Annotated in this window: 19 protein-coding genes and 3 tRNA genes; 7 read left to right on the forward strand and 15 right to left on the reverse strand. The window is 61.8% G+C overall.

Annotated elements, in window-relative coordinates:
- Positions 1–2: 2 nt before the first annotated feature.
- Complete coding sequence (locus CVS28_RS07160) at positions 3–845, forward strand: DUF8083 family protein (protein ID WP_103465334.1); 843 nt, start codon at positions 3–5, stop codon at positions 843–845.
- A gap of 162 nt (positions 846–1,007) precedes the next feature.
- Here the strand turns inward: CVS28_RS07160 and CVS28_RS07165 are convergent, their stop codons facing one another.
- From CVS28_RS07165 to CVS28_RS07185, 5 genes are all read right to left on the reverse strand, one after another.
- Positions 1,008–2,018, reverse strand: a complete 1,011-nt coding sequence (locus CVS28_RS07165; RefSeq protein WP_103481119.1) for a LacI family DNA-binding transcriptional regulator — start codon at positions 2,016–2,018, stop codon at positions 1,008–1,010.
- Positions 2,019–2,091: 73 nt separating this feature from the next.
- On the reverse strand, positions 2,092–2,370 hold the full coding sequence (locus CVS28_RS07170) for a hypothetical protein (protein ID WP_243399746.1): 279 nt from the start codon (positions 2,368–2,370) through the stop codon (positions 2,092–2,094).
- 3 nt (positions 2,371–2,373) lie between these two features.
- Positions 2,374–3,264 carry a carbohydrate ABC transporter permease gene (locus CVS28_RS07175; RefSeq protein ID WP_103481120.1) on the reverse strand — a complete coding sequence of 297 codons (891 nt, stop codon included), beginning with the start codon at positions 3,262–3,264 and terminating at the stop codon, positions 2,374–2,376.
- A complete protein-coding gene (locus CVS28_RS07180; protein WP_103465331.1) occupies positions 3,261–4,292 on the reverse strand; it encodes a carbohydrate ABC transporter permease in 1,032 nt (343 codons plus the stop codon). The genes CVS28_RS07175 and CVS28_RS07180 overlap by 4 nt, the downstream gene beginning before the upstream one ends.
- A 125-nt stretch (positions 4,293–4,417) precedes the next feature.
- On the reverse strand, positions 4,418–5,710 hold the full coding sequence (locus CVS28_RS07185) for an ABC transporter substrate-binding protein (RefSeq protein ID WP_243399747.1): 1,293 nt from the start codon (positions 5,708–5,710) through the stop codon (positions 4,418–4,420).
- Between the two features lie 145 nt (positions 5,711–5,855).
- Between CVS28_RS07185 and CVS28_RS07190 the strand changes: the two genes are divergently transcribed.
- A complete protein-coding gene (locus CVS28_RS07190) occupies positions 5,856–7,586 on the forward strand; it encodes a glycoside hydrolase family 13 protein (RefSeq protein WP_243399748.1) in 1,731 nt (576 codons plus the stop codon).
- Between the two features lie 62 nt (positions 7,587–7,648).
- Here the strand turns inward: CVS28_RS07190 and CVS28_RS07195 are convergent, their stop codons facing one another.
- From CVS28_RS07195 to CVS28_RS07235, 9 genes are all read right to left on the reverse strand, one after another.
- Positions 7,649–7,936 carry a hypothetical protein gene (locus CVS28_RS07195; RefSeq protein ID WP_103481121.1) on the reverse strand — a complete coding sequence of 96 codons (288 nt, stop codon included), beginning with the start codon at positions 7,934–7,936 and terminating at the stop codon, positions 7,649–7,651.
- 70 nt (positions 7,937–8,006) lie between these two features.
- Complete coding sequence (locus CVS28_RS07200) at positions 8,007–8,627, reverse strand: hypothetical protein (RefSeq protein WP_103465328.1); 621 nt, start codon at positions 8,625–8,627, stop codon at positions 8,007–8,009.
- Complete coding sequence (locus tag CVS28_RS07205) at positions 8,624–9,199, reverse strand: Asp23/Gls24 family envelope stress response protein (RefSeq protein ID WP_103481122.1); 576 nt, start codon at positions 9,197–9,199, stop codon at positions 8,624–8,626. Before CVS28_RS07205 ends, CVS28_RS07200 begins: the two co-directional genes overlap by 4 nt.
- Entirely contained in the window at positions 9,196–9,588 is a 393-nt protein-coding gene (locus CVS28_RS07210) for a hypothetical protein (RefSeq protein ID WP_207767480.1), read from the reverse strand. Before CVS28_RS07210 ends, CVS28_RS07205 begins: the two co-directional genes overlap by 4 nt.
- Positions 9,585–9,776 carry a hypothetical protein gene (locus tag CVS28_RS07215; RefSeq protein WP_103465326.1) on the reverse strand — a complete coding sequence of 64 codons (192 nt, stop codon included), beginning with the start codon at positions 9,774–9,776 and terminating at the stop codon, positions 9,585–9,587. The genes CVS28_RS07210 and CVS28_RS07215 overlap by 4 nt, the downstream gene beginning before the upstream one ends.
- Positions 9,773–10,294, reverse strand: a complete 522-nt coding sequence (locus tag CVS28_RS07220; RefSeq protein ID WP_103465325.1) for an Asp23/Gls24 family envelope stress response protein — start codon at positions 10,292–10,294, stop codon at positions 9,773–9,775. The genes CVS28_RS07215 and CVS28_RS07220 overlap by 4 nt, the downstream gene beginning before the upstream one ends.
- Positions 10,295–10,550: 256 nt before the next feature.
- Positions 10,551–10,626 (reverse strand) — tRNA-Phe (locus CVS28_RS07225).
- A 58-nt stretch (positions 10,627–10,684) separates the two neighbouring features.
- Positions 10,685–10,758: transfer RNA gene (locus CVS28_RS07230), tRNA-Asp, on the reverse strand.
- Between the two features lie 100 nt (positions 10,759–10,858).
- Positions 10,859–10,931: transfer RNA gene (locus CVS28_RS07235), tRNA-Glu, on the reverse strand.
- 141 nt (positions 10,932–11,072) lie between these two features.
- Here CVS28_RS07235 and CVS28_RS07240 point away from each other — a divergent pair.
- Positions 11,073–11,480, forward strand: coding sequence for a metallopeptidase family protein (locus CVS28_RS07240; RefSeq protein ID WP_103481123.1), 408 nt, complete (start codon positions 11,073–11,075; stop codon positions 11,478–11,480).
- Positions 11,481–11,652: 172 nt separating this feature from the next.
- Positions 11,653–13,098 (forward strand): C40 family peptidase, encoded by a 1,446-nt coding sequence (locus CVS28_RS07245; protein WP_243399749.1) that lies wholly within the window; start codon positions 11,653–11,655, stop codon positions 13,096–13,098.
- Positions 13,099–13,170: 72 nt separating this feature from the next.
- On the opposite strand, the gene CVS28_RS07250 is transcribed toward CVS28_RS07245, so the two are convergent.
- Positions 13,171–14,175: a universal stress protein gene (locus CVS28_RS07250; RefSeq protein ID WP_103481125.1), complete on the reverse strand. Its 1,005-nt coding sequence runs from the start codon at positions 14,173–14,175 to the stop codon at positions 13,171–13,173.
- Between the two features lie 212 nt (positions 14,176–14,387).
- On the opposite strand from CVS28_RS07250, the gene CVS28_RS07255 reads away from it, so the two are divergent.
- The 3 genes from CVS28_RS07255 to CVS28_RS07265 all read left to right on the forward strand — a co-directional run bounded on the left by CVS28_RS07255 (position 14,388) and on the right by CVS28_RS07265 (position 17,720).
- Positions 14,388–15,689: a type III PLP-dependent enzyme domain-containing protein gene (locus tag CVS28_RS07255; protein WP_207797174.1), complete on the forward strand. Its 1,302-nt coding sequence runs from the start codon at positions 14,388–14,390 to the stop codon at positions 15,687–15,689.
- Entirely contained in the window at positions 15,686–16,993 is a 1,308-nt protein-coding gene (locus CVS28_RS07260) for a D-arabinono-1,4-lactone oxidase (RefSeq protein ID WP_103465320.1), read from the forward strand. The genes CVS28_RS07255 and CVS28_RS07260 overlap by 4 nt, the downstream gene beginning before the upstream one ends.
- Before the next feature lie 79 nt (positions 16,994–17,072).
- Positions 17,073–17,720, forward strand: a complete 648-nt coding sequence (locus tag CVS28_RS07265) for an NAD(P)/FAD-dependent oxidoreductase (RefSeq protein WP_103481126.1) — start codon at positions 17,073–17,075, stop codon at positions 17,718–17,720.
- The last annotated feature ends 4 nt before the right edge of the window (positions 17,721–17,724 follow it).

Genomic DNA, 17,724 nt, shown 5'->3' on the forward strand with positions numbered 1-17,724 from the left:
CCATGGCGGCGGGCTTGTACTTGGGCGGGGTGCAGCTCCCCTTTGTCTCCAGCCTGCGCGTTTATTTGCCGCGCGAGGCGTACACCAGCGCCGAGTTCGCCTACCTGCAGGACCATTTGGATGCCGAACAAAACGCTGTCAGCGTTGATGCCGCCGAATTGGCCGATTCCTTGGGCCGGGTCAGCCGGTCCGGTCCCAATCCGCTTCCGACGACGGCCGGGGAGCGGGTGCGCGTCCTGACCTTGGGTGAGGGCGAGCCGTTGCTTTACGCACCCAATCAGGTGGTTGCAAGATCTATTGCGGGCGCCGCAGAGTTGCTCAGTGGCACCATGTCCCAACTGGCTACACTGCTGCTCTCCCAAGATGAGTGGGCGGAAAGGCTCGGTGCTGCCACGGCCGCTCCGCTGCTGGAATTGCCGTTGCAAACCCGCACCTCCACCTGGGGAGTACCTTTTAGTTGGTTCGTGCTGGTCTACGCCAATGACCGCATGGAAGTGGTGGAATCCAACGGGCGGATCCTGACTGTTCGAGCCCAGGTGCCGCTCACGGTAGCCACCGCCCGGGCGCAACGGACTCTGCGGATGCTGGCCGCCATGGCGCCGGATCTGGAGCTTTTCGGCGAGCTCGACGAGCTTAACACCTGGCTGTCCGGTTTCAATGAGGCGGGCATGGTGGAATTGGACTACGGACCTCTGGCCAACCGTCTTCACCCCGACGATTCCCCCGCGGATGTGCACATGGGCCTGCAATGCCTGGCCGACGGCGATTTCACGGCCGCCGCTGCTGCGTACCGCAGACTAAGCAACCGTTGGATGCCCATCAGGCAGCTGGCCCGAGCCAACTAGTCCCCAGCCCCTCCCTAACTTCGCTTCGCTCAGCCAAGGGCCCTCGGGGTTGTGGGCCCACCCAACCCCTCCCTGGCTTCGCTCAGCCAGGGGCCCTCGGCGTTGTGGGCCCCTCCACGTCCTGCCTGGCTGCTGGCGCTGCGCATAAGCCACGGCAGAATCTCAGGCTGGAGGCGCGGTGGAGTCGCGTTGGATCAACTTAAACGGCATGTTTTCCTCATGAATGGCACCGGGCTTTCCGTCCAGCTCAGCCAGCAGCATTTGTGCGGCCAGCAACCCGTGCTGCACGGGTTGCTGTGCCATGGTGGAAAGCCCCGCAGGGGCGGAGAAATCGTGGTCGTCAATGCCAATCACGGAGAGGTCTTCCGGAATGCGGATTCCACGTCGCTTGGCCTCAAACATCAGTCCCAGCGCCATCTCATCGGAGCCGCAAAAAATGGCTGTGGGTCGTTCCCCGGGCAGCTCAAACAATCGCGCGGCCGCAGCGGCACCCTCACCGACGGTGAAGTCCCCGGCAACATTCCATTCGGGGCGGAATTGCAGCCCAGCCCGGCGCAAGGTTGCTTCGAAAGCCTCCGAGCGCAGGGTGGGGACCACGAAATTCTCCTCGTCGTTGATCCCCCCACTTAGGTGCGCTATCTTCCTGTGTCCCAAGTCAATCAAGTGTTGGGTGGCTGCGGAGGCTGCCGCCGCGTCATCTATGTGAACGCCGTGGCAGCCCTCCACCGGACCCCCCACCGAAATCATTGGCACGTGGGTGAGTTTGAGCTCGCCAAGTTCTGCTGATGAAAGCCCCAGGCACAGCACCACCAGGGCGTCGATCTGCTTGCGCACCATCTGCTCTGTGAAGCGGCGCTGCTGGCCGTGCCGGTAGCCGCCCAGGCTGAAAAGCAGCAGGTTGTAGCCATGTTCACGCAGTTCCTGGTCAATTCCCTCCAGTGCATGCGCAAAGTACCACCGGTCGATGAACGGGACCAGCACTCCCACAGTTCTTGTCCGCCCCGTGGCCAATCTCGTGGCCGACGGCGACGGCACGTAACCCATTTCCTGAGCCACGGCCAGGACCCGCGCGCGGGTGGCAGGGTTGACCTTCGGCAGGCCCCTCAGTGCTCGGGAGACTGTGGCGGTGGAGACTTTCGCGCGTGCTGCAACGTCGTCAATGCTGACTCTCATGCCTGGCTCCCTTCACTCATCCCCAGCCGGTGCCGTCGGGCACTCGGCAATAGTGCCCGACGTCGGACATGCGCTACTGCGGTCGTCTGCCCCTCCGTGCAGGCAGCTTCCGGCGAAGCCGGATCATGCCCCACAGTCCCAAACAAACCAGCAACAATCCTAGCGCCCACATGAGTGCCGGCTCCCCCGTGATCTCCAGCCAGACCGTCACAGCAAAGAGCACAACCGCCCAAAACCCGAGAAAGCCGATGATGATGTCAAAGTCTTCGGCACTCTTTTGCTTGCTGGTAGGGATGTGCAGGCCTTCGCGCTTCTCCGGCTGCTTCGACTGCTTGCCTGTGGTGCCTTCCATGGCCTACTTCACCGCCCCTGCGGTCAGTCCTGCCACGATCTTGCGCTGGAATATCAGCACCAGGATCACCAGCGGAATGGTGACCACGGTGCCCGCCGCCATGACTGCCGTATACGGTTCCTGGTGGGGCTCGGCTCCGGCAAAGCGAGCGATGGCAACCGTGACCGTTTGGGTGGCGTCATTGGAGAGGATGCTGGCAATCAAGTACTCGTTCCAGGCCGCAATGAAGGCCAGGATCGCGGTGGTGAACACTGCCGGAGCCGCCAGCGGCATGATGATCCGCCGGAATGCCTGGCCCTGGGTGCATCCGTCGATGCGGGCAGCTTCCTCCAGCTCCCAGGGCATTTCCCGGAAGAAGGACGTCAGCGTGTAGACGGTCAGCGGCAGCACAAACGAGATGTTCGGAATGATCAGAGCCTGGTAGGTGCCGATCCAGCCAATGTTGCCAAACAGCTGGAACAGCGGGGTGACGATCGCAACGCCCGGGAACATGGATGCCCCGAGGATAACGCCCAGCACCAAGTACTTGCCCCGGAAAGTCAGCCGGGCCAGCGCGTACGCGGTGAACACACCAAAGATCAACGCCACAATGGTGGTGACACCGGCAATGAACAGCGAGTTCAACAGCGCCCGGTCCAGGTGGTTGCCCATCTCAGAGGAGAACGCCGTCTTGAAGTTGTCCAAGGTCACGTGCGTAAAGAACGGTGTCGAGTCGTAGGTGTAGCCAACTTCGCGGAAGGCCGTGACAATCATCCAGTAAACAGGCAGCAGACACCAGATGACGATGACGGCGGCACTGATGTACGTGCGGGCGCTTGCCCAGGTTTCCCGGCGTCGGGCCACCGACTTGGCAGCAGCGGTGTGGGACGCCACGGTTGAGGTTGTGGTGCTCATTTCATTTTCCCCTTTGCCCCGCCGCTGGCGGACTCAACAGCGTTGGCTCCGAGGAACCGCACAAAGATGAACGCCACGATGAAGATGATCAAGAAGGTGATGGTGGACAGAGCCGCGGCCGCATTGAAGCCGACACGAATCTGCTGGACCACCAGGATGGACAAGGTGGTGGTGCCATTGGCGCCGTTGGTCATGATGGCTGGCAGGTCGTACATGCGCAGGGCATCCAGGGTGCGGAACAAGATGGCCACCATGAGCGCCGGCTTGACCAGGGGCAAGGTGATGAGCCGGAACCGCTGCCATGCGGAGGCGCCGTCCACCTTGGCCGCCTCATACACCTCGGCGGGAATCATTTGGAGCCCGGCCAGGATGAGCAGCGCCATGAACGGTGTGGTCTTCCAGACATCGGCAATGATGATGGCCGCCTGTGCGGGGCCCTGACTGCCGGTCCACAGGATGTCAGTTTGGAACACGCTGTTGGCAATGCCGTCGAAGGCGAAAATGAAGAACCACAGCTTGGCGGTGACGGCGGTGGGAATGGCCCACGGCACCAGCACCGCTGCCCGCAGCACGGTACGGCCCCGGAAGGCGCGGGCCATGATGACTGCCATCCAAAAACCCAGGACGGTCTCGAAGAAGACTGTGACAACGGTGAAGAAGAAGGTGACACCCGTGGCGCTCCAGAATTGGGCGCCCAAGGTTCCGGGCGGGCAGCTGGCAGGGCCCGTGGGCGTCTCACACTGTTGGAACAGCCAGTGAATGTAGTTGGCAAAGCCGGCGAACCCGCCGGCTACAAAACTCCCCGTCACCGGGTCAAGACCCTCATCCTGCTGGAAGGACATATAGACGGCGTTGAGCACCGGGTACAAGATGACGATGGCCAGCACGATCAGGGTGGGTGCAACCAGCAGCGACGCTGCACGCCCCTGAGTCTTTTCCTTGCGGTCTTGGCCGACTTCCTTGTTCGCACCACCCTTGCGGGCTGTCTTTCGACCGGGGATCGCCCCCGGCTCAAGCTGTGTAGACATGCTACTTTCCTTTCACCACGACTCTGTGTGTGGCATCACGCGAGCGGTGATGCGAAGACTGGCACTGCGGCGTTCCCGGCGTGTTTGACCACTGCCGGGAACGCCGCCCGTGCGCTATTGACGGGTTACTTTGACCCCGCAGCGGCGATGGCCGCCTGCATGTCCGTCATAGCCTGATCAACACTCTTTGTCCCACTGATGGCGGCGAAACTGTTTTGCTGGATTGCCAAGGTCACGGCCGGGTAAAACGGCGTGACGGGCCGCGGCACAGCGTTCTGGATGGAGGTCAGCAGCACCGGCAGGTACGGAAGCTTTGCAACGAGCTCCGCATCGGTGTAAAGACTTTCCATCACCGGCGCCAGGGATCCCTGGGTCGCGTAGAACTTTTGTGTTTCTTCAGTGATCATGAAGGCCGTGAAGTCCTTGGCTGTGGCCTTGTATTTCGAGTCAACACTGATGGCCAGGCTGTGGCCACCCAATGTGGATGCGCCGGGGCCGTCCTTGCCGGGCAGCGGGGCAATCCCGAAGGTGTCCTTGACCGTGGATGATCCCTCCGACTTCGCTAGGTTGTACACGTACGGCCAGTTGCGCAGGAACATCAATTTCCCTTCCTCGAAGGAGATCCTGCCCTGCTCTTCCTGGTACGTCACCGCCTGCTTGGGGATGTTCCCGTCCTTGTACGCCTGCACCAGATTGGTCATCCCGGCCTTTGCCTCGGCGGTGTCCACCGTGGCCTTGCCGTCCTTGTCAACGATGGTGCCACCGGCGGTGTTGATGGCCTCGGCAACATTCACCGTCAGGCCCTCATACTGGGCAAACTGCCCGGCGTAGCAATCGATGCCCTTTTCCTTGGCGATGGGGCACATGGCCAACATTTCCTCCCACGTGGTGGGAGGGGTCGCAACCAGGTCCTTGCGGTAGTAAAGGATGCCGCCGTCGGAAGTCTGCGGCGCGGCGTACAGGGTGTCCTTGTAGGTTGCCGCCTCCACTGTTGCCGGCAAGAAGCCGGTGGTGTCGATCGCCATCTTGTCCTTGAGCGGCTGCAGCCAGCCCTTGGCGGCGAACTCTGCAGTCCACACCACGTCAACGCTGGCAACGTCATAGTCGCCGTTCTTGGCCTGGAAGCGCTGGACCAGGTCATCGTGCTGCTGGTCGGCCTTGTCAGTCTGCTCCTTGAAGGTGACAGTCTCGTTGGGGTGGGCCGCGTTCCACTTATCCACCAGCGGCCGGATCACCTCGGAGTTGTCCTTGCCCTGAACGTAGGTGATGGGCCCGCGGGCGTCCAGGTTTTCCGACGCCGCACCGCCACCGCCGCCTTCTGTGCCGCCGCCCGTCCCGCCGCTACAGGCGGACAGGGCCATGGCGAGTGTCGCGGCAACAGCCAGCGGCATGTACATCCTTGAAATCTTGGTTCCCATGCTCATTCTCCTAAAGTGAAAATCCCGAGTTACAGCGCGCTGTTCATGTCGCTGATTGGGGTGGTGTAGCTCACACTAGTAAGATGTGATGCAATAGTGCAAGCGCTTACATCATTTCGTTACCGTTTTGTTTCAGGAGGAAACCATGACATCTTTTCAGCAGACAATGGCCACCCCATGGTGGGCCAGTGCCGTGATTTACCAGATTTACCCGCGCTCATTTGCCGATGGCAACGGTGATGGCATGGGCGATCTTCCAGGTGTTTCCGGCAAATTGGAGTATCTGGCCGAGCTGGGGGTGGACGCAGTTTGGTTGTCACCGTTCTACCTCTCACCCCAGGCCGACGCCGGTTATGACGTGGCAGATTACCGCCAGGTTGACCCCTTGTTTGGCGACCTTTCCGACTTTGACGAAATGCTGGCCAAGGCCCACAAGCTTGGCCTGCGCGTCATCGTGGACTTGGTCCCAAACCACACCTCCGACGAGCATGAGTGGTTCCAGGAAGCCCTGAACTCCCCCGAAGGATCGGCAGCCCGCAACCGTTACATCTTCCGCGATGGCAAGGGCGTTGACGGTAACGAGCCGCCGAATAATTGGCGGTCCATCTTTGGCGGCCCGGCTTGGACCCGTGTAGCGGAGGATGGCGCCCCGGGACACTGGTACCTGCACCTTTTCGACACCAAGCAACCCGATTTGAACTGGGATAACACTCAAGTCCATGCCGAAATGGAGTCCGTGCTCAGGTTCTGGCTGGACCGGGGCGTGGACGGTTTCCGTGTGGATGTGGCGCACGGGATGGTGAAGGCGCCCGGCCTTCCCGACTGGGACGGACTCTCGGCCATGGTCTCCGGCGACGAGGTCACTACAGACACGCCCCAACCCCCGGCCCGCCAGGAAAAGCCTGCCCTGGACCCGCCGTCGCCGTTCTTTGACCAGGACGGTGTCCATGAGATTTACCGGGCTTGGAACCGTGTCCTGAAGGAGTACGACGGCGACCGCATGTTGGTTGCCGAAGCTTGGGTTGAGCAGCCGGAAAGGTTGGCCTTGTACGTCCGCCCGGACGAGATGCAGCAGGCCTTTAACTTTGAGTTTCTGCTGGCTGGGTGGGATGCCGAACGCATCGCCTCGGCCGTGGAGGACTCCTTGGCGGCCAACGCGAGCGTCGGCGCACCGACCACCTGGGTGCTGTCCAACCATGACACTGTCCGCCACCCTTCCCGCTTTGGCCTGAAGGACCCAACAACGTTTCCCAAGGGGATCAGCGCTGCGGACGAACAACCGGATGACGCTCTGGGGCTGGCTCGCGCCCGCGCGGCAACTCTGTTGATGCTTGCTTTGCCGGGCTCCGCTTACCTGTACCAGGGCGAGGAACTTGGCTTGCCCGAGCACACAGCCTTGGATGCCTCTGTGCGCCAGGATCCGTCCTTCTTCCGCACCAACGGGGTTGAACGTGGCCGTGACGGCTGCCGGGTCCCGCTGCCATGGAAGGCAGGCGAACTGGGGTACGGATTTAGTTCCGCCGCCACCTCACAGGAGCCGTCCACGCAGCCCTGGCTGCCGCAGCCAGAGTCCTTTGCCAGCTATGCCGCGGATGTGGAAGCCGGTGTAACCGGGTCCACCCTGGAGATGTACCGCGACGCCTTGAAACTGCGGTCAGAACATCGGCTGGGCCAAGGCACGCACACTTGGGCGCCTGAACACGATCCCGCGTCAGGCATTGTTGCTTTTAGCAACGGCGCAATAACTGCCATGGGCAACGTCAGCGTTGTTCCGGTTGAGCTGCCGGCGGGGGCCCAAGTGGTGATGTCCAGCGGAGTGGAAGCTGTTGCCGACACAATGTTGGCGCCAAACTCGGCCGTGTGGGTGACCCGGTAAAAAATGCGGCGAGCCCGGGGCCATCAGCCCCGAGCTCGCCGCAATTACAAGTAGCTCTGTACTTACTTGTCGTGCTTAAAGATGCCGGCAATTTTTGCGCCAAGACCCTTGGCGTGCTCCACGGCGTCCCCGGCGAATTCCTTCACATTCTCCGCAGCATCTTCCGTGAATTCCTTCACGTTCTCTACTGTTTCGCCCGCGAATTCCTTAATGTTCTCGCCCGCATCGCCGGCAAATTCCTTCGCCTTTTCGGTGGCGTCCGCGGCAACGTCCTTAACCTTCCCGGCTGCATCGCCAGCAAAATCCTTGGCTGCGTCGACAGCCGAATTCTCGGAATTGTTCTCAGACATGCTTTTCTCCCCTGCAGTTGACGTGCTCCCCCAAGTACTCTTGCACCTGGGGGTGGTGATGAAAGTTACCCTAGCGGACTCTTTCGGCTTTAGTGAACCGTGACCGGGCCGCACTGCCGATGCTCAGCACTACGGGGACCTCGAACCCCAATAACTCATCCAAGGCCACCACGAGCTCCGCTATTTCATGGGCCAGAAGATGCGGGGATACTCCCTGCCGCGGCAGGACACGCACCTTCAGTGCTGTTTGTTGGCGGAAGTCATAACTCGTCACGGAAACACCAAACACATCTGTACGCTCCAACAACGCGCTCTTGAGCGCCTGCTCAGCCACGGCGCAACTGAGCCGGACAGCCCCGGCGGCCCCGTCGTCGTCCGCGGTGCCGGAAATGTCCAGCAGGGTGTTGGCGCGGCCGTTTCCTTGGCTGGAAATCCACGAAATCATGACAATGACTATCACCAGCAACAGCGCGGCCACACCAAACCAAACCCAGCTTTGGGAGGTCAGGATCAGCCGCGAATGCTCCGCGTAGTCACGCAGCCACGCCACCTGGTTGTGCGCATAGTTTTGCCACCACGTGGCAGCTGAGGGAACTGCCACCAGCACGATCAGGCCGGCTCCGGCTGCCAGCAGGATCAGGCCGATGAGGCTCAGCAGAAATCTATTGAGTCCGCGGGGTGTGCCGTTCATACTCCAATCACCCCGCTCGATGCCAATTTCACAGTCACTGCCGGTCGAGGGTCCAGCTCCATGTCAGCCAGCTGGGACTCAACTGCCGCCTGAATCTTTTGCTCCGACAAACGGATCCCCGATGTGGGCCGGACGTTGACCTGCACGAGGCGCGCCGAGACTACCACCATGACTTGTTCGCGGGTAACACCTGCCGCCACGCGGGCACACTTGGCCAGGGCGGAGGCTATGACCTCGTCATCGACCACAATGGCCACCCGCGGGTTGTCAATGACGTGCCGTGCCCGCCGTCCCGGAAGCAGCCCGTTGCCCAAGAAAATCAAGCCCACCAAGGCCATCAGGAATCCTGCTGCGCCGAGCAGGATCTGCGGGTAGGGCCCCGGCAGATCGGCAATCCAGGTGAGGGCGTCGAGGGGATGCACCAGCCAGGCTGGCTGACCCAGCGCAGCCAAAACAGACTCCAACAAGGCGTAAATGGCCGCCAATGCGACCAGAATTGCTGCCACCACGGACCAACCCGAGCGCGGCGAGTGGGTTTCCCTGCGAAGCACCCGCGTCATGAAATCGCTCATGAAACCCTCCCGTCATCGCGCGTCAAGAGGGCGGAGATGCGCACGTCCACCCGGCTCACCTGGGATCCGGTCAGATACTCGACTTGGGCCAGGATGCGCGCCTTGGCAGCCGTGGCCCGGGCCAAGACGCTGCCACCGCTCCTAGCCACCCGGTCGGGGTTGCGCAACACCTCGTGAAGAGCCGGGGCACCCATGGGCGCGGAAATGGCGAGAGCCAGCGCCCCGGCGTCGTCGGAGAAACTCACCCGCACCTGCGCGGGCGGCACGGCAAGGGCTTCAGCAGCAGCAACCTTGGCCACTGATGTCAGGGCCTGGGTGCTGACGCGATTGTGCCCGGCCAGCCCAGCCGTCCCCGGGGCCTCGGCAGGGCGCTGCGCATTTTCACTCACGACGACGAACGGCGGCCGGTGAGGGCATCGAGGACACCGCGCCAATCAAGTTTTCCGCCGGCCGCGCGGCCCACAATGGCGCCAATGGCTATGAACAGTGCCGCGACCACGAACCCCCAAAACCCGAAGGCGAAAGCCATGAACGCCAAAAATGCACCAAATGCCGCGCACACTATGCTCAGACTCATGCCGATTCTCCTGCTTCTTTTGAAAGATGTACGCCAGGTTCCGTGGCCTCAGTGCTTGAGGGTTTAACGGCAGCGCCCAGGCGTTCGGTAAGCCGGGTGCGTGCGGCTGGCTTTTCCGCCTCAGCCGTGGGGATGTAAACATCTGTGATTTCAATGTTCACCTCGATGACGCTGCGTCCCACCAAGTCCTCCACCGCTGCATAAACGGCGCTGCGGACTGAATTGGCCAGGCTTTGCAGGGGGTAGCCGTACTCGGCCATCAAGATGATGTCCACTGCCACCTGGGATTCGCCCACCTCTACCCGCACGCCTTGAGTCAGGTCCGTGGCGCCCACCACCTCGCGAATGGCACCGATGGACCGTGAAGTCCCCGAGCCAAGGGCATGGACTCCCGCAACACCGCGAGCAGCAATACCAACGACTTTGGCCACAGCTGTTTCGGCAATGACAGTGCGCCCCTGGGTTTCCTCGGCGCTGGTGGTGGTTGGAATCTGTGACGACTGGTTGTGCAAGTCCATGAACGGGCCCTTTCTGTTTCCTTTACGGTAAGCCTATGCACCGAAAAGTTGAGGGGCAACGCCGCGAGGGATCGCAAACATCTACAAAAGAGATCTGTTTCCCGGGCAATCTTTTATTTATGGAGCAATGAATGGGGCCGGGCGTCTTCTTCAAAAGCTGACACCAATATGGCCCTGTGATCACAATCATGCGTTCAGAGGTGCTCGGCCGGGTTCCTTGTTAAACTAGAAAGACCCCGATTTCTCGGGGTCTTACTGGTGGCTCCGACCGGCGTCGATCCGGTGACCTTTCGATTTTCAGTCGAACGCTCTACCAACTGAGCTACAGAGCCTTGGTGATCTGAAAATCCTCGTCACCAGATTCCCTTGAACTAGCCAAGACAACCTAAGCGACCCTGACGGGACTCGAACCCGCGACCTCCGCCGTGACAGGGCGGCGCGCTAACCAACTGCGCTACAGGGCCATACTCGATACTGCTTTTTGTTTCCTTCACCCTCTCGAGTGATTTTCACGAGTTATAGCGTACCAGCTTTTTTCTCAGCCGATTACCACTCACTCGCAAGTACCCCCAACGGGATTCGAACCCGTGCCGCCGCCGTGAAAGGGCGGTGTCCTAGGCCGCTAGACGATGGGGGCCTAAGTCTGCTTCTTTTCCGCTGCGTAGTTTCCAGCGCTTCGGTCCGAAGTGGACTCCAAAAACTATAGGGGCATTTTGCCCAGAACGCAAAACGAGCGTCTGGGGCCCCTTTTCAAGGCCAAGCTCACTAGGCTGAAAGCATGCATGAGAATCCCCTGGCCGGCATCCCCCACTTTGGCCCCTTTGCCATGACTGAGACGGAATTTGATGCCGCGGTTCAGGCCGCCATCGTCCGGATCCCGGCAGCGCTGCGGGCCCAGATGGACAACGTGGTGATTTTCATTTCCGAGGACTATACCCCCGGACCCGGTGAGCATCCGGACACCGTGCTGCTGGGGCTCTATGAGGGCGTGCCACTGACAGAACGTGGCGACGGGCTGGAATCCGGTTCGCTGCCGGATCGGATCACCATCTTCCGCCAGCCCATCCTGGAGATTTGCACGAGTGCCGAGGACGTCATCCACGAGGTCATGGTGACTGTTACCCATGAAATCGCCCATCACTTCGGCATCGGTGACGAGCGCTTGCATGAACTTGGCTGGGGCTAAATCACAACCTTGTAGTTCTTGATGCTGGTGTTACTGGTGTTGCCAAAGCGTTTAGAGTGGCCGTAGTGTCAGATCTGTTGTGCCAATCCACCCGCGAAATTCCGCGAAAACTGGCCCAGCTCGGTGAGCTTTTCAATAGCCCCCACTTTCCGCTCCACAGTAAGGCAACTGGATGAGAATGCGCTTTCTAATTCGTGGCACCACGGCCTTGAGCTGCGCCGCCCTGGCTTCCACGGCCTTCATCGCCCCGTCATTTGCCTCCCCCGCCGCCATCTCGGCCAACACCATCTCAGCCAGCACGGCGGCGCTCCTTGGCACGGCATTGCAACCCTTCAGTCCTGCCATTCCCAGCCCGGACGACATAGCAAAAGCCAAGGAATCCGAGGCTGCCACGGCCACTGCATCGGCCAAGCTGGAGGCAATTCTCAGCTCCGCCAATGACCGCCTGCAGGCATCCACACTGGTAGCCATGGGCGCCAACAACACCTATACGGATGCCCTGGTGATCCTTAAAGAGCGCACAGCTGATGCCGAAACGGCCACGGCAAAGGCCGCCGAAGCCACCAGCGCTCACAAGAACGCCAAGGCCCAACTGGCACAGCTCGCCGGCAGCCTCTACAAGAGCGGCGGATTGGATTTGGGAGTTCAGACCATCCTGGCCAGCTCAGATGCCGATGACACCCTGTACCAGGCCTCAACCCTGCTGGCCCTGAGCGCCAATCGCGCGCACACTTTTGCTGCAGCCCAGGCCGCAGCAGCCACCTCCACAGCCTTGAACGCCCAAGCCGAGGCAGCTAGCAAGGCAGCGCAGGACGCCACGGCAGCCGCTGAATCCTCCCGCACGCAGGCGCAGGGAGCTGCTGACGCCCAGGCCGCCGTCGTGGCTGAGAATCAAAGCCAACGCGAGGTCTTGTTGCAAAGGCTGGCGACGCTGCACAACACCACCTCGGCACTTGAAGGCGCCCGCGTGGACGCGCTGGCCCGCAAGGCGCAGGAGGAGGCGCTGAAGGCCCAAATTGATGCCTCCACCAACGCCCCCGCTCCTGAGCGGCCGCCAGCTGTGGCGCCCAAGCCGTCAGTACCCAATCCATCAGTGCCCAACCCGCCTGCACCTCAGCCACCCGCACCAAACCCGCCTGTACCGAAACCTCCGGCACCCACCACTCCCCCGCCCGTGGCGCCGCCGGTCAAGCCACCGGTGGTTCCACCCGTGGAGACGCCGAAGCCAACCCCGCCGCCGTCGGGCTCCTACACCCAGGTCATGGTGAATTACGCCATGTCCAAGGTTGGCGGGCCGTACCAGTGGGGTGGCAACGGTCCCACCGCGTTTGACTGCTCCGGACTGGTTCAGCAGGCGTTTGCTTCCGCCGGAATCTCAGTGCCGCGTCAAGGCACCGACCAGTTCTGGGCTGCCCCGCAGCGCGTGCCACTTTCACAAATGCGGTACGGGGACCTGCTGGTGTTTGATGACGACGGTTCGGGACGGTTTGGCCACATCGCCATCTACATTGGCAACAACCAGGTGGTGCAGGCACTGAATTACGGCCAACCTATCCAGGTCACCCCCTTGTCGTGGATGTCAGGCATGAGCCTCTTCCCCTACGCAGCCAGGTACTAAATCTGCTTTGAAACACGAAGGGCCCCGGCGCAGTCAATGCGCTGGGGTCCTTGTTGTGATGGTCGTTGAGCTCTATGCCTGCAGGAGCGGGCCAAACGCCGAGCGGTCGTCCTGACGCGGATCTTCACGGTCCCGGACCACCATGATGGGCCCCTTGGCGTGGTGGCGGACGCCGTCGGTGGTGGAGCCGAGCATCATACCGGCAAAGCCACCGCGGCCCCTGGTGCCCAAGACCACCAATTCCGAGGTCTCCGAGGCCTTCACCAACTCCTCCACGGCCGAACCTTCAATGAGCGCAACCTCAATGGGCAGCTTGGGGAAATGGCTGCGGATCCACTTCTCACCGGCGTCGAGCTGCTGCTGAATCTCGGTAAACAGCGCTTCGCGATCCACTGGCGCGGGCATCCAGGCAAGCGAGCCCGTGTATGGCTTGACGGCGCAAATGATGCGCAGGGTGGCACCGGAGCGTTCGGCTTGTTCAGCAGCGAGCAGAACGGCGTAGCGTGCATGCGCGGACCCGTCCACGCCCACTGTGACAACGTTTTCAATCACGGGGGCGGGTTTGTCGCTCGGGGCACCTTCGCCCAGGCGCCGTGCACAGCTCAGGGGCACAGTGACTGTGGGGCACTTCGCGTGGGCTGGCAGTGCGGAGCTGACGCTGCCAAGGAGCCGGCCAATGAAGCCGCCACGGCCCCGTGAACCAAATACCAGCAATTGCGCCGATTCGCTCAACTCCAGCAGAACCCCTGCAGCGTCACCGTTTTCAACCCGGGCATCCATGGCCACTTCCAAGTGCGCCACTTTCGCGGCAGCCTCGCGAAGGACAGCCTCCGCGCCTTGGCGGATGACGTCGTCGTCCACTGTGGCGTAACCGCCATCGAGGCCCGAGGCGGCAAATATGGGGACCGTGTAGGCGGTAACAAGGTGCAGCGGGAGGTTGCGGAGCTTGGCTTGGCGGGCGGCCCAAATCAAGGCGCAATTGCTTTGATCCGAACCGTCGATTCCCACCACGATCCCTGTGGGGGCCGGGATGGATTCGGGTGTTGCGTCCTGCGGTGATTGCTCTGGGGTGCTCATGCTGCGCCTCCTTGTTCAGCTTGCTGCAAGGGGTGAGAACGCCATGACGGCTCCCCTTCGCGGCCTGTACCTGTGACTATTGCTGTTTAGGCCTAGCCCGTCAAGTTATCCCCGCCGGGCCGCGTGACATGGCGCGTAATCTGCGGGCATACCCAGGGACTGCCCACTTGTGGAAGAGTGAGAGCAATATCACCTTTTGAGAGTGGGCATCCATGCTGCAGCTGCTTGAGTCGGCCGTGACACGCGGGCAAAACGGCAACCTTGCCGCCCCACCAGGGAACTGGGTCAACGCCAGCACCGCCTGCGCCGGCCTTCCGGCCCCGCTGGCGGCACTGGACGTTCAGGCGCTTTCCTTCAATGCCGGTTCCCTGCTGCGCCGGGCTGCGGGCAAGCCCATCCGCGTTGCCAGCAAATCCATCCGCTCCAAGGAAGTGCTGCGTGCGGTGCTCGCACAGGATGGCTTTTCCGGCATTCTGGGGTTCACACTGCCCGAAGCCCTGTGGCTGGCAGCAGACCCCTCAGATGTTTTTGACGATGTGGTGGTTGCTTACCCCACAGCGGATGGGCAGGCCTTGCGCGCTCTGGCTGTGGACCCGGTGGCCTGCGAGCGCATCACCTTGATGGTTGATTCCACCGAGCACCTTGCGTGGATGGCGGCCACGCTGGCCGATGTCACCCCGGCAGCTCCCATCCGGCTCTGCCTGGACCTTGACGTGTCGTGGCGGCCCAGCGTGCAAGGACGGTCATTGGGGCATATTGGTGTGCGCCGATCGCCGGTGCGCACCGGCGCGGAGGCCATTGCTCTGACCCTGCACATCAACTCGCATCAGCGCGGCGGCGTCAAGCTCTTCACGCTGGTGGGCCTCATGGGCTATGAAGCCCAGATTGCGGGTCTGCAGGACACTGCGCACACTGGCAACAAGGCCGCAGATCTGGCCAAGTCGCAGATTTTGCGGCAGATTCAGCGGTCCTCGATGGCAGAAATCATCCACCGCCGCGGCAACATTGTGGCGGCCGTGCGCAATGTGACCGATCTTGAGTTCGTCAACGGCGGCGGCACCGGCAGCTTGGAGCTGACAACTGCGGATTCTTCGGTAACGGAACTGGCGGCAGGTTCGGGCTTGTTTGGGCCCACACTTTTTGATGGCTACTCCCGCTTTGAGCCTGCCCATGCCGTGGGGTTTGCGGCTCCCGTGGTCAGGCGTCCGGCCCCCGACATGGTCACGGTTCTGGGCGGTGGTTGGATTGCTTCCGGCCCGCCCGGGGCTGACAGATCACCCGTTCCCGTCCACCCGCCGGGCCTGTCCCTGCTGGGCGCCGAGGGGGCCGGCGAGGTGCAGACTCCCTTGCGGGGTGCTGCCGCCGCCCAACTGCGCCTTGGCGACAACGTTTGGTTCCGCCATGCCAAGTCCGGCGAGGTCTGCGAGCACGTGGATGCGTTGGAGATGCTCGACGGCGGCAACAGGGTGGGCACGGCGCTCACCTACCGTGGTGAAGGAAAGGCTTTTGTATGAGTGAGTGGCGCAATTGGGCGCGGGACCAGCGCTGCACGCCCAGCTCTGTTGAACGGCCCAGCACTGTTGCCGACGTTTCGGCATTGGTGATGGCAGCCGCAGAGTCCGGCACCACCATCAAGGCGGTGGGCGCAGGGCACAGTTTTACCGACATTGCCCTGAGCAGCGGGGTGCAACTGCGTCTGGACGGCATCAGCGGGCTGCTCAGGGTGGACAGGGCCGCCAAATTGGCCACTGTGGCGGGAGGTACTCGCCTGCATGAAATTCCGTCCCTCCTGAAGCCCTACGGCCTGGCCATGGAGAATCTTGGCGACATTGACAGGCAGTCCATTGCCGGCGCCATCTCCACGGGCACTCATGGCACGGGGTTGAGGTTTGGCGGCATTGCCACCCAGGTGCGCGCGCTGACCCTGGTGAGTGGATCCGGCGAGGTGTTGCATTGTTCTGAATCTGAGAATGCCGAAATATTTTCGGTGGCCCGGGTGGGCCTGGGCGCCCTGGGCATCATCACCTCGGTGACGCTGCAATGCGTGGATGCCTTCATGCTGCACGCGGTGGAGCGGCCTGAACCGCTTGCGGGTGTTTTGGAATCCTTGTCCGAACGCCAGCTCACGTCCGATCATTTTGAGTTTTATTGGTTCCCGCACACGCAGATGGCGTTGACCAAGACCAATACCCGGCACCCGCCAGGTGCCCTGCCCCAGGGCGCGGCACCCTTGTCCGCCAGGGCCCGCCTGGTGGATGACATCCTGGTCTCCAACACATTGTTCTCCGCCCTGTGCAATGTCACCGGCAAGGTGCCCTCGACCATCCCGAAAGTCAATGGCATGGCCTCGAAGTTGACGGGTAACAGGGAGTTTGGCGGCGCCTCCCACTCGGTGTTCGCCACGCAGAGAACCGTGCGGTTTAGGGAAATGGAGTACGCATTTGCACTGGAGACCATTCCCGCCGTGCTGGGCGAACTCGATGCCATGATTGCGCGCAAGGGCCTGAACATTTCTTTTCCCGTGGAGGTGCGCAGCGCAGCCGCTGACAACATTGCCCTCTCCACGGCTTACGACCGGGCAAGCGGGTACGTTGCCATCCACCAGCACATCAAAACGGCACCCTATGAGTACTTCAAGGCGGCGGAAGAAATCTTCACAGCACACGGCGGGAGGCCCCATTGGGGCAAGTGGCATTTTCTCCAATCGAAAGACTTGGACAGGCTCTATCCAGACCTTGAAAAGTTCTGTAGGGTTCGAGATGTTCTCGATCACAAGCGGGTGTTCAGTAACGCCTATTTAGACCGGGTTCTGCTCTAATTCCCATCGCAACACCAACACGGCCGTGGCTCTTGGCCGTGCCCTGTAAGTTCTCCTACCGTTCGAGGAGGCATTTGCTATGAAGGCTGCGTCTTTTGCTGCCACACCGCACTTCACCAGTGCTGCGCTTGATCTTGCTGACGCCCCCGTGCACGGCTCTGCCGAAAACACCTCCACCATTGTGATTGGATCCGGGTTCTCAGCCCTGGCGGTGGCAGCCGAACTCAACAGGCAGGGTGTCAAGGCCATTGTGGTGGAAACCTTCTCCCCGCTGAAACAGCACTCACCGCCGGCGACCACAACGGGCGGCATCAGCTTGGCCGCGTTGAATGAGCGCAGCGAAATCTTGCGGCTCCTGGAGAACTACGCCCGCCGCCACCAGCTGGACATCCGCCCTTCAACCCAGGCCCTGTCCCTGACCCGCAACCACGGATCCGTTCGGGCTAACCCGCACTGGACAGTCCACACGGCCACGGGAACGTTGAGCGCCCACAACATCGTCTTTACCCGCGGCGCCTTGAACCAGCTGCGGCGCGTCCTGCACGGCCTGGGTGTCACAAAAGCAACCGAGCTGCGCACCGGGATGCATGCCCTGGGGTTGTATTTAGTGGGTGTGGGCGATCTGGTCATCCCCTCCACACAGGAGATCCTGCACCAAGCCAAGCGCGCCGGCGCATCCATCTCCTCCCGGGTGGCTGTCCGGGAGACGGGCCTGGCACTGGCCTAGTGCG

Origin of the sequence: Arthrobacter glacialis, assembly GCF_002909415.1 — a bacterium.
In the GTDB taxonomy this organism is placed as follows: Bacteria; Actinomycetota; Actinomycetes; order Actinomycetales; family Micrococcaceae; genus Specibacter; species Specibacter glacialis.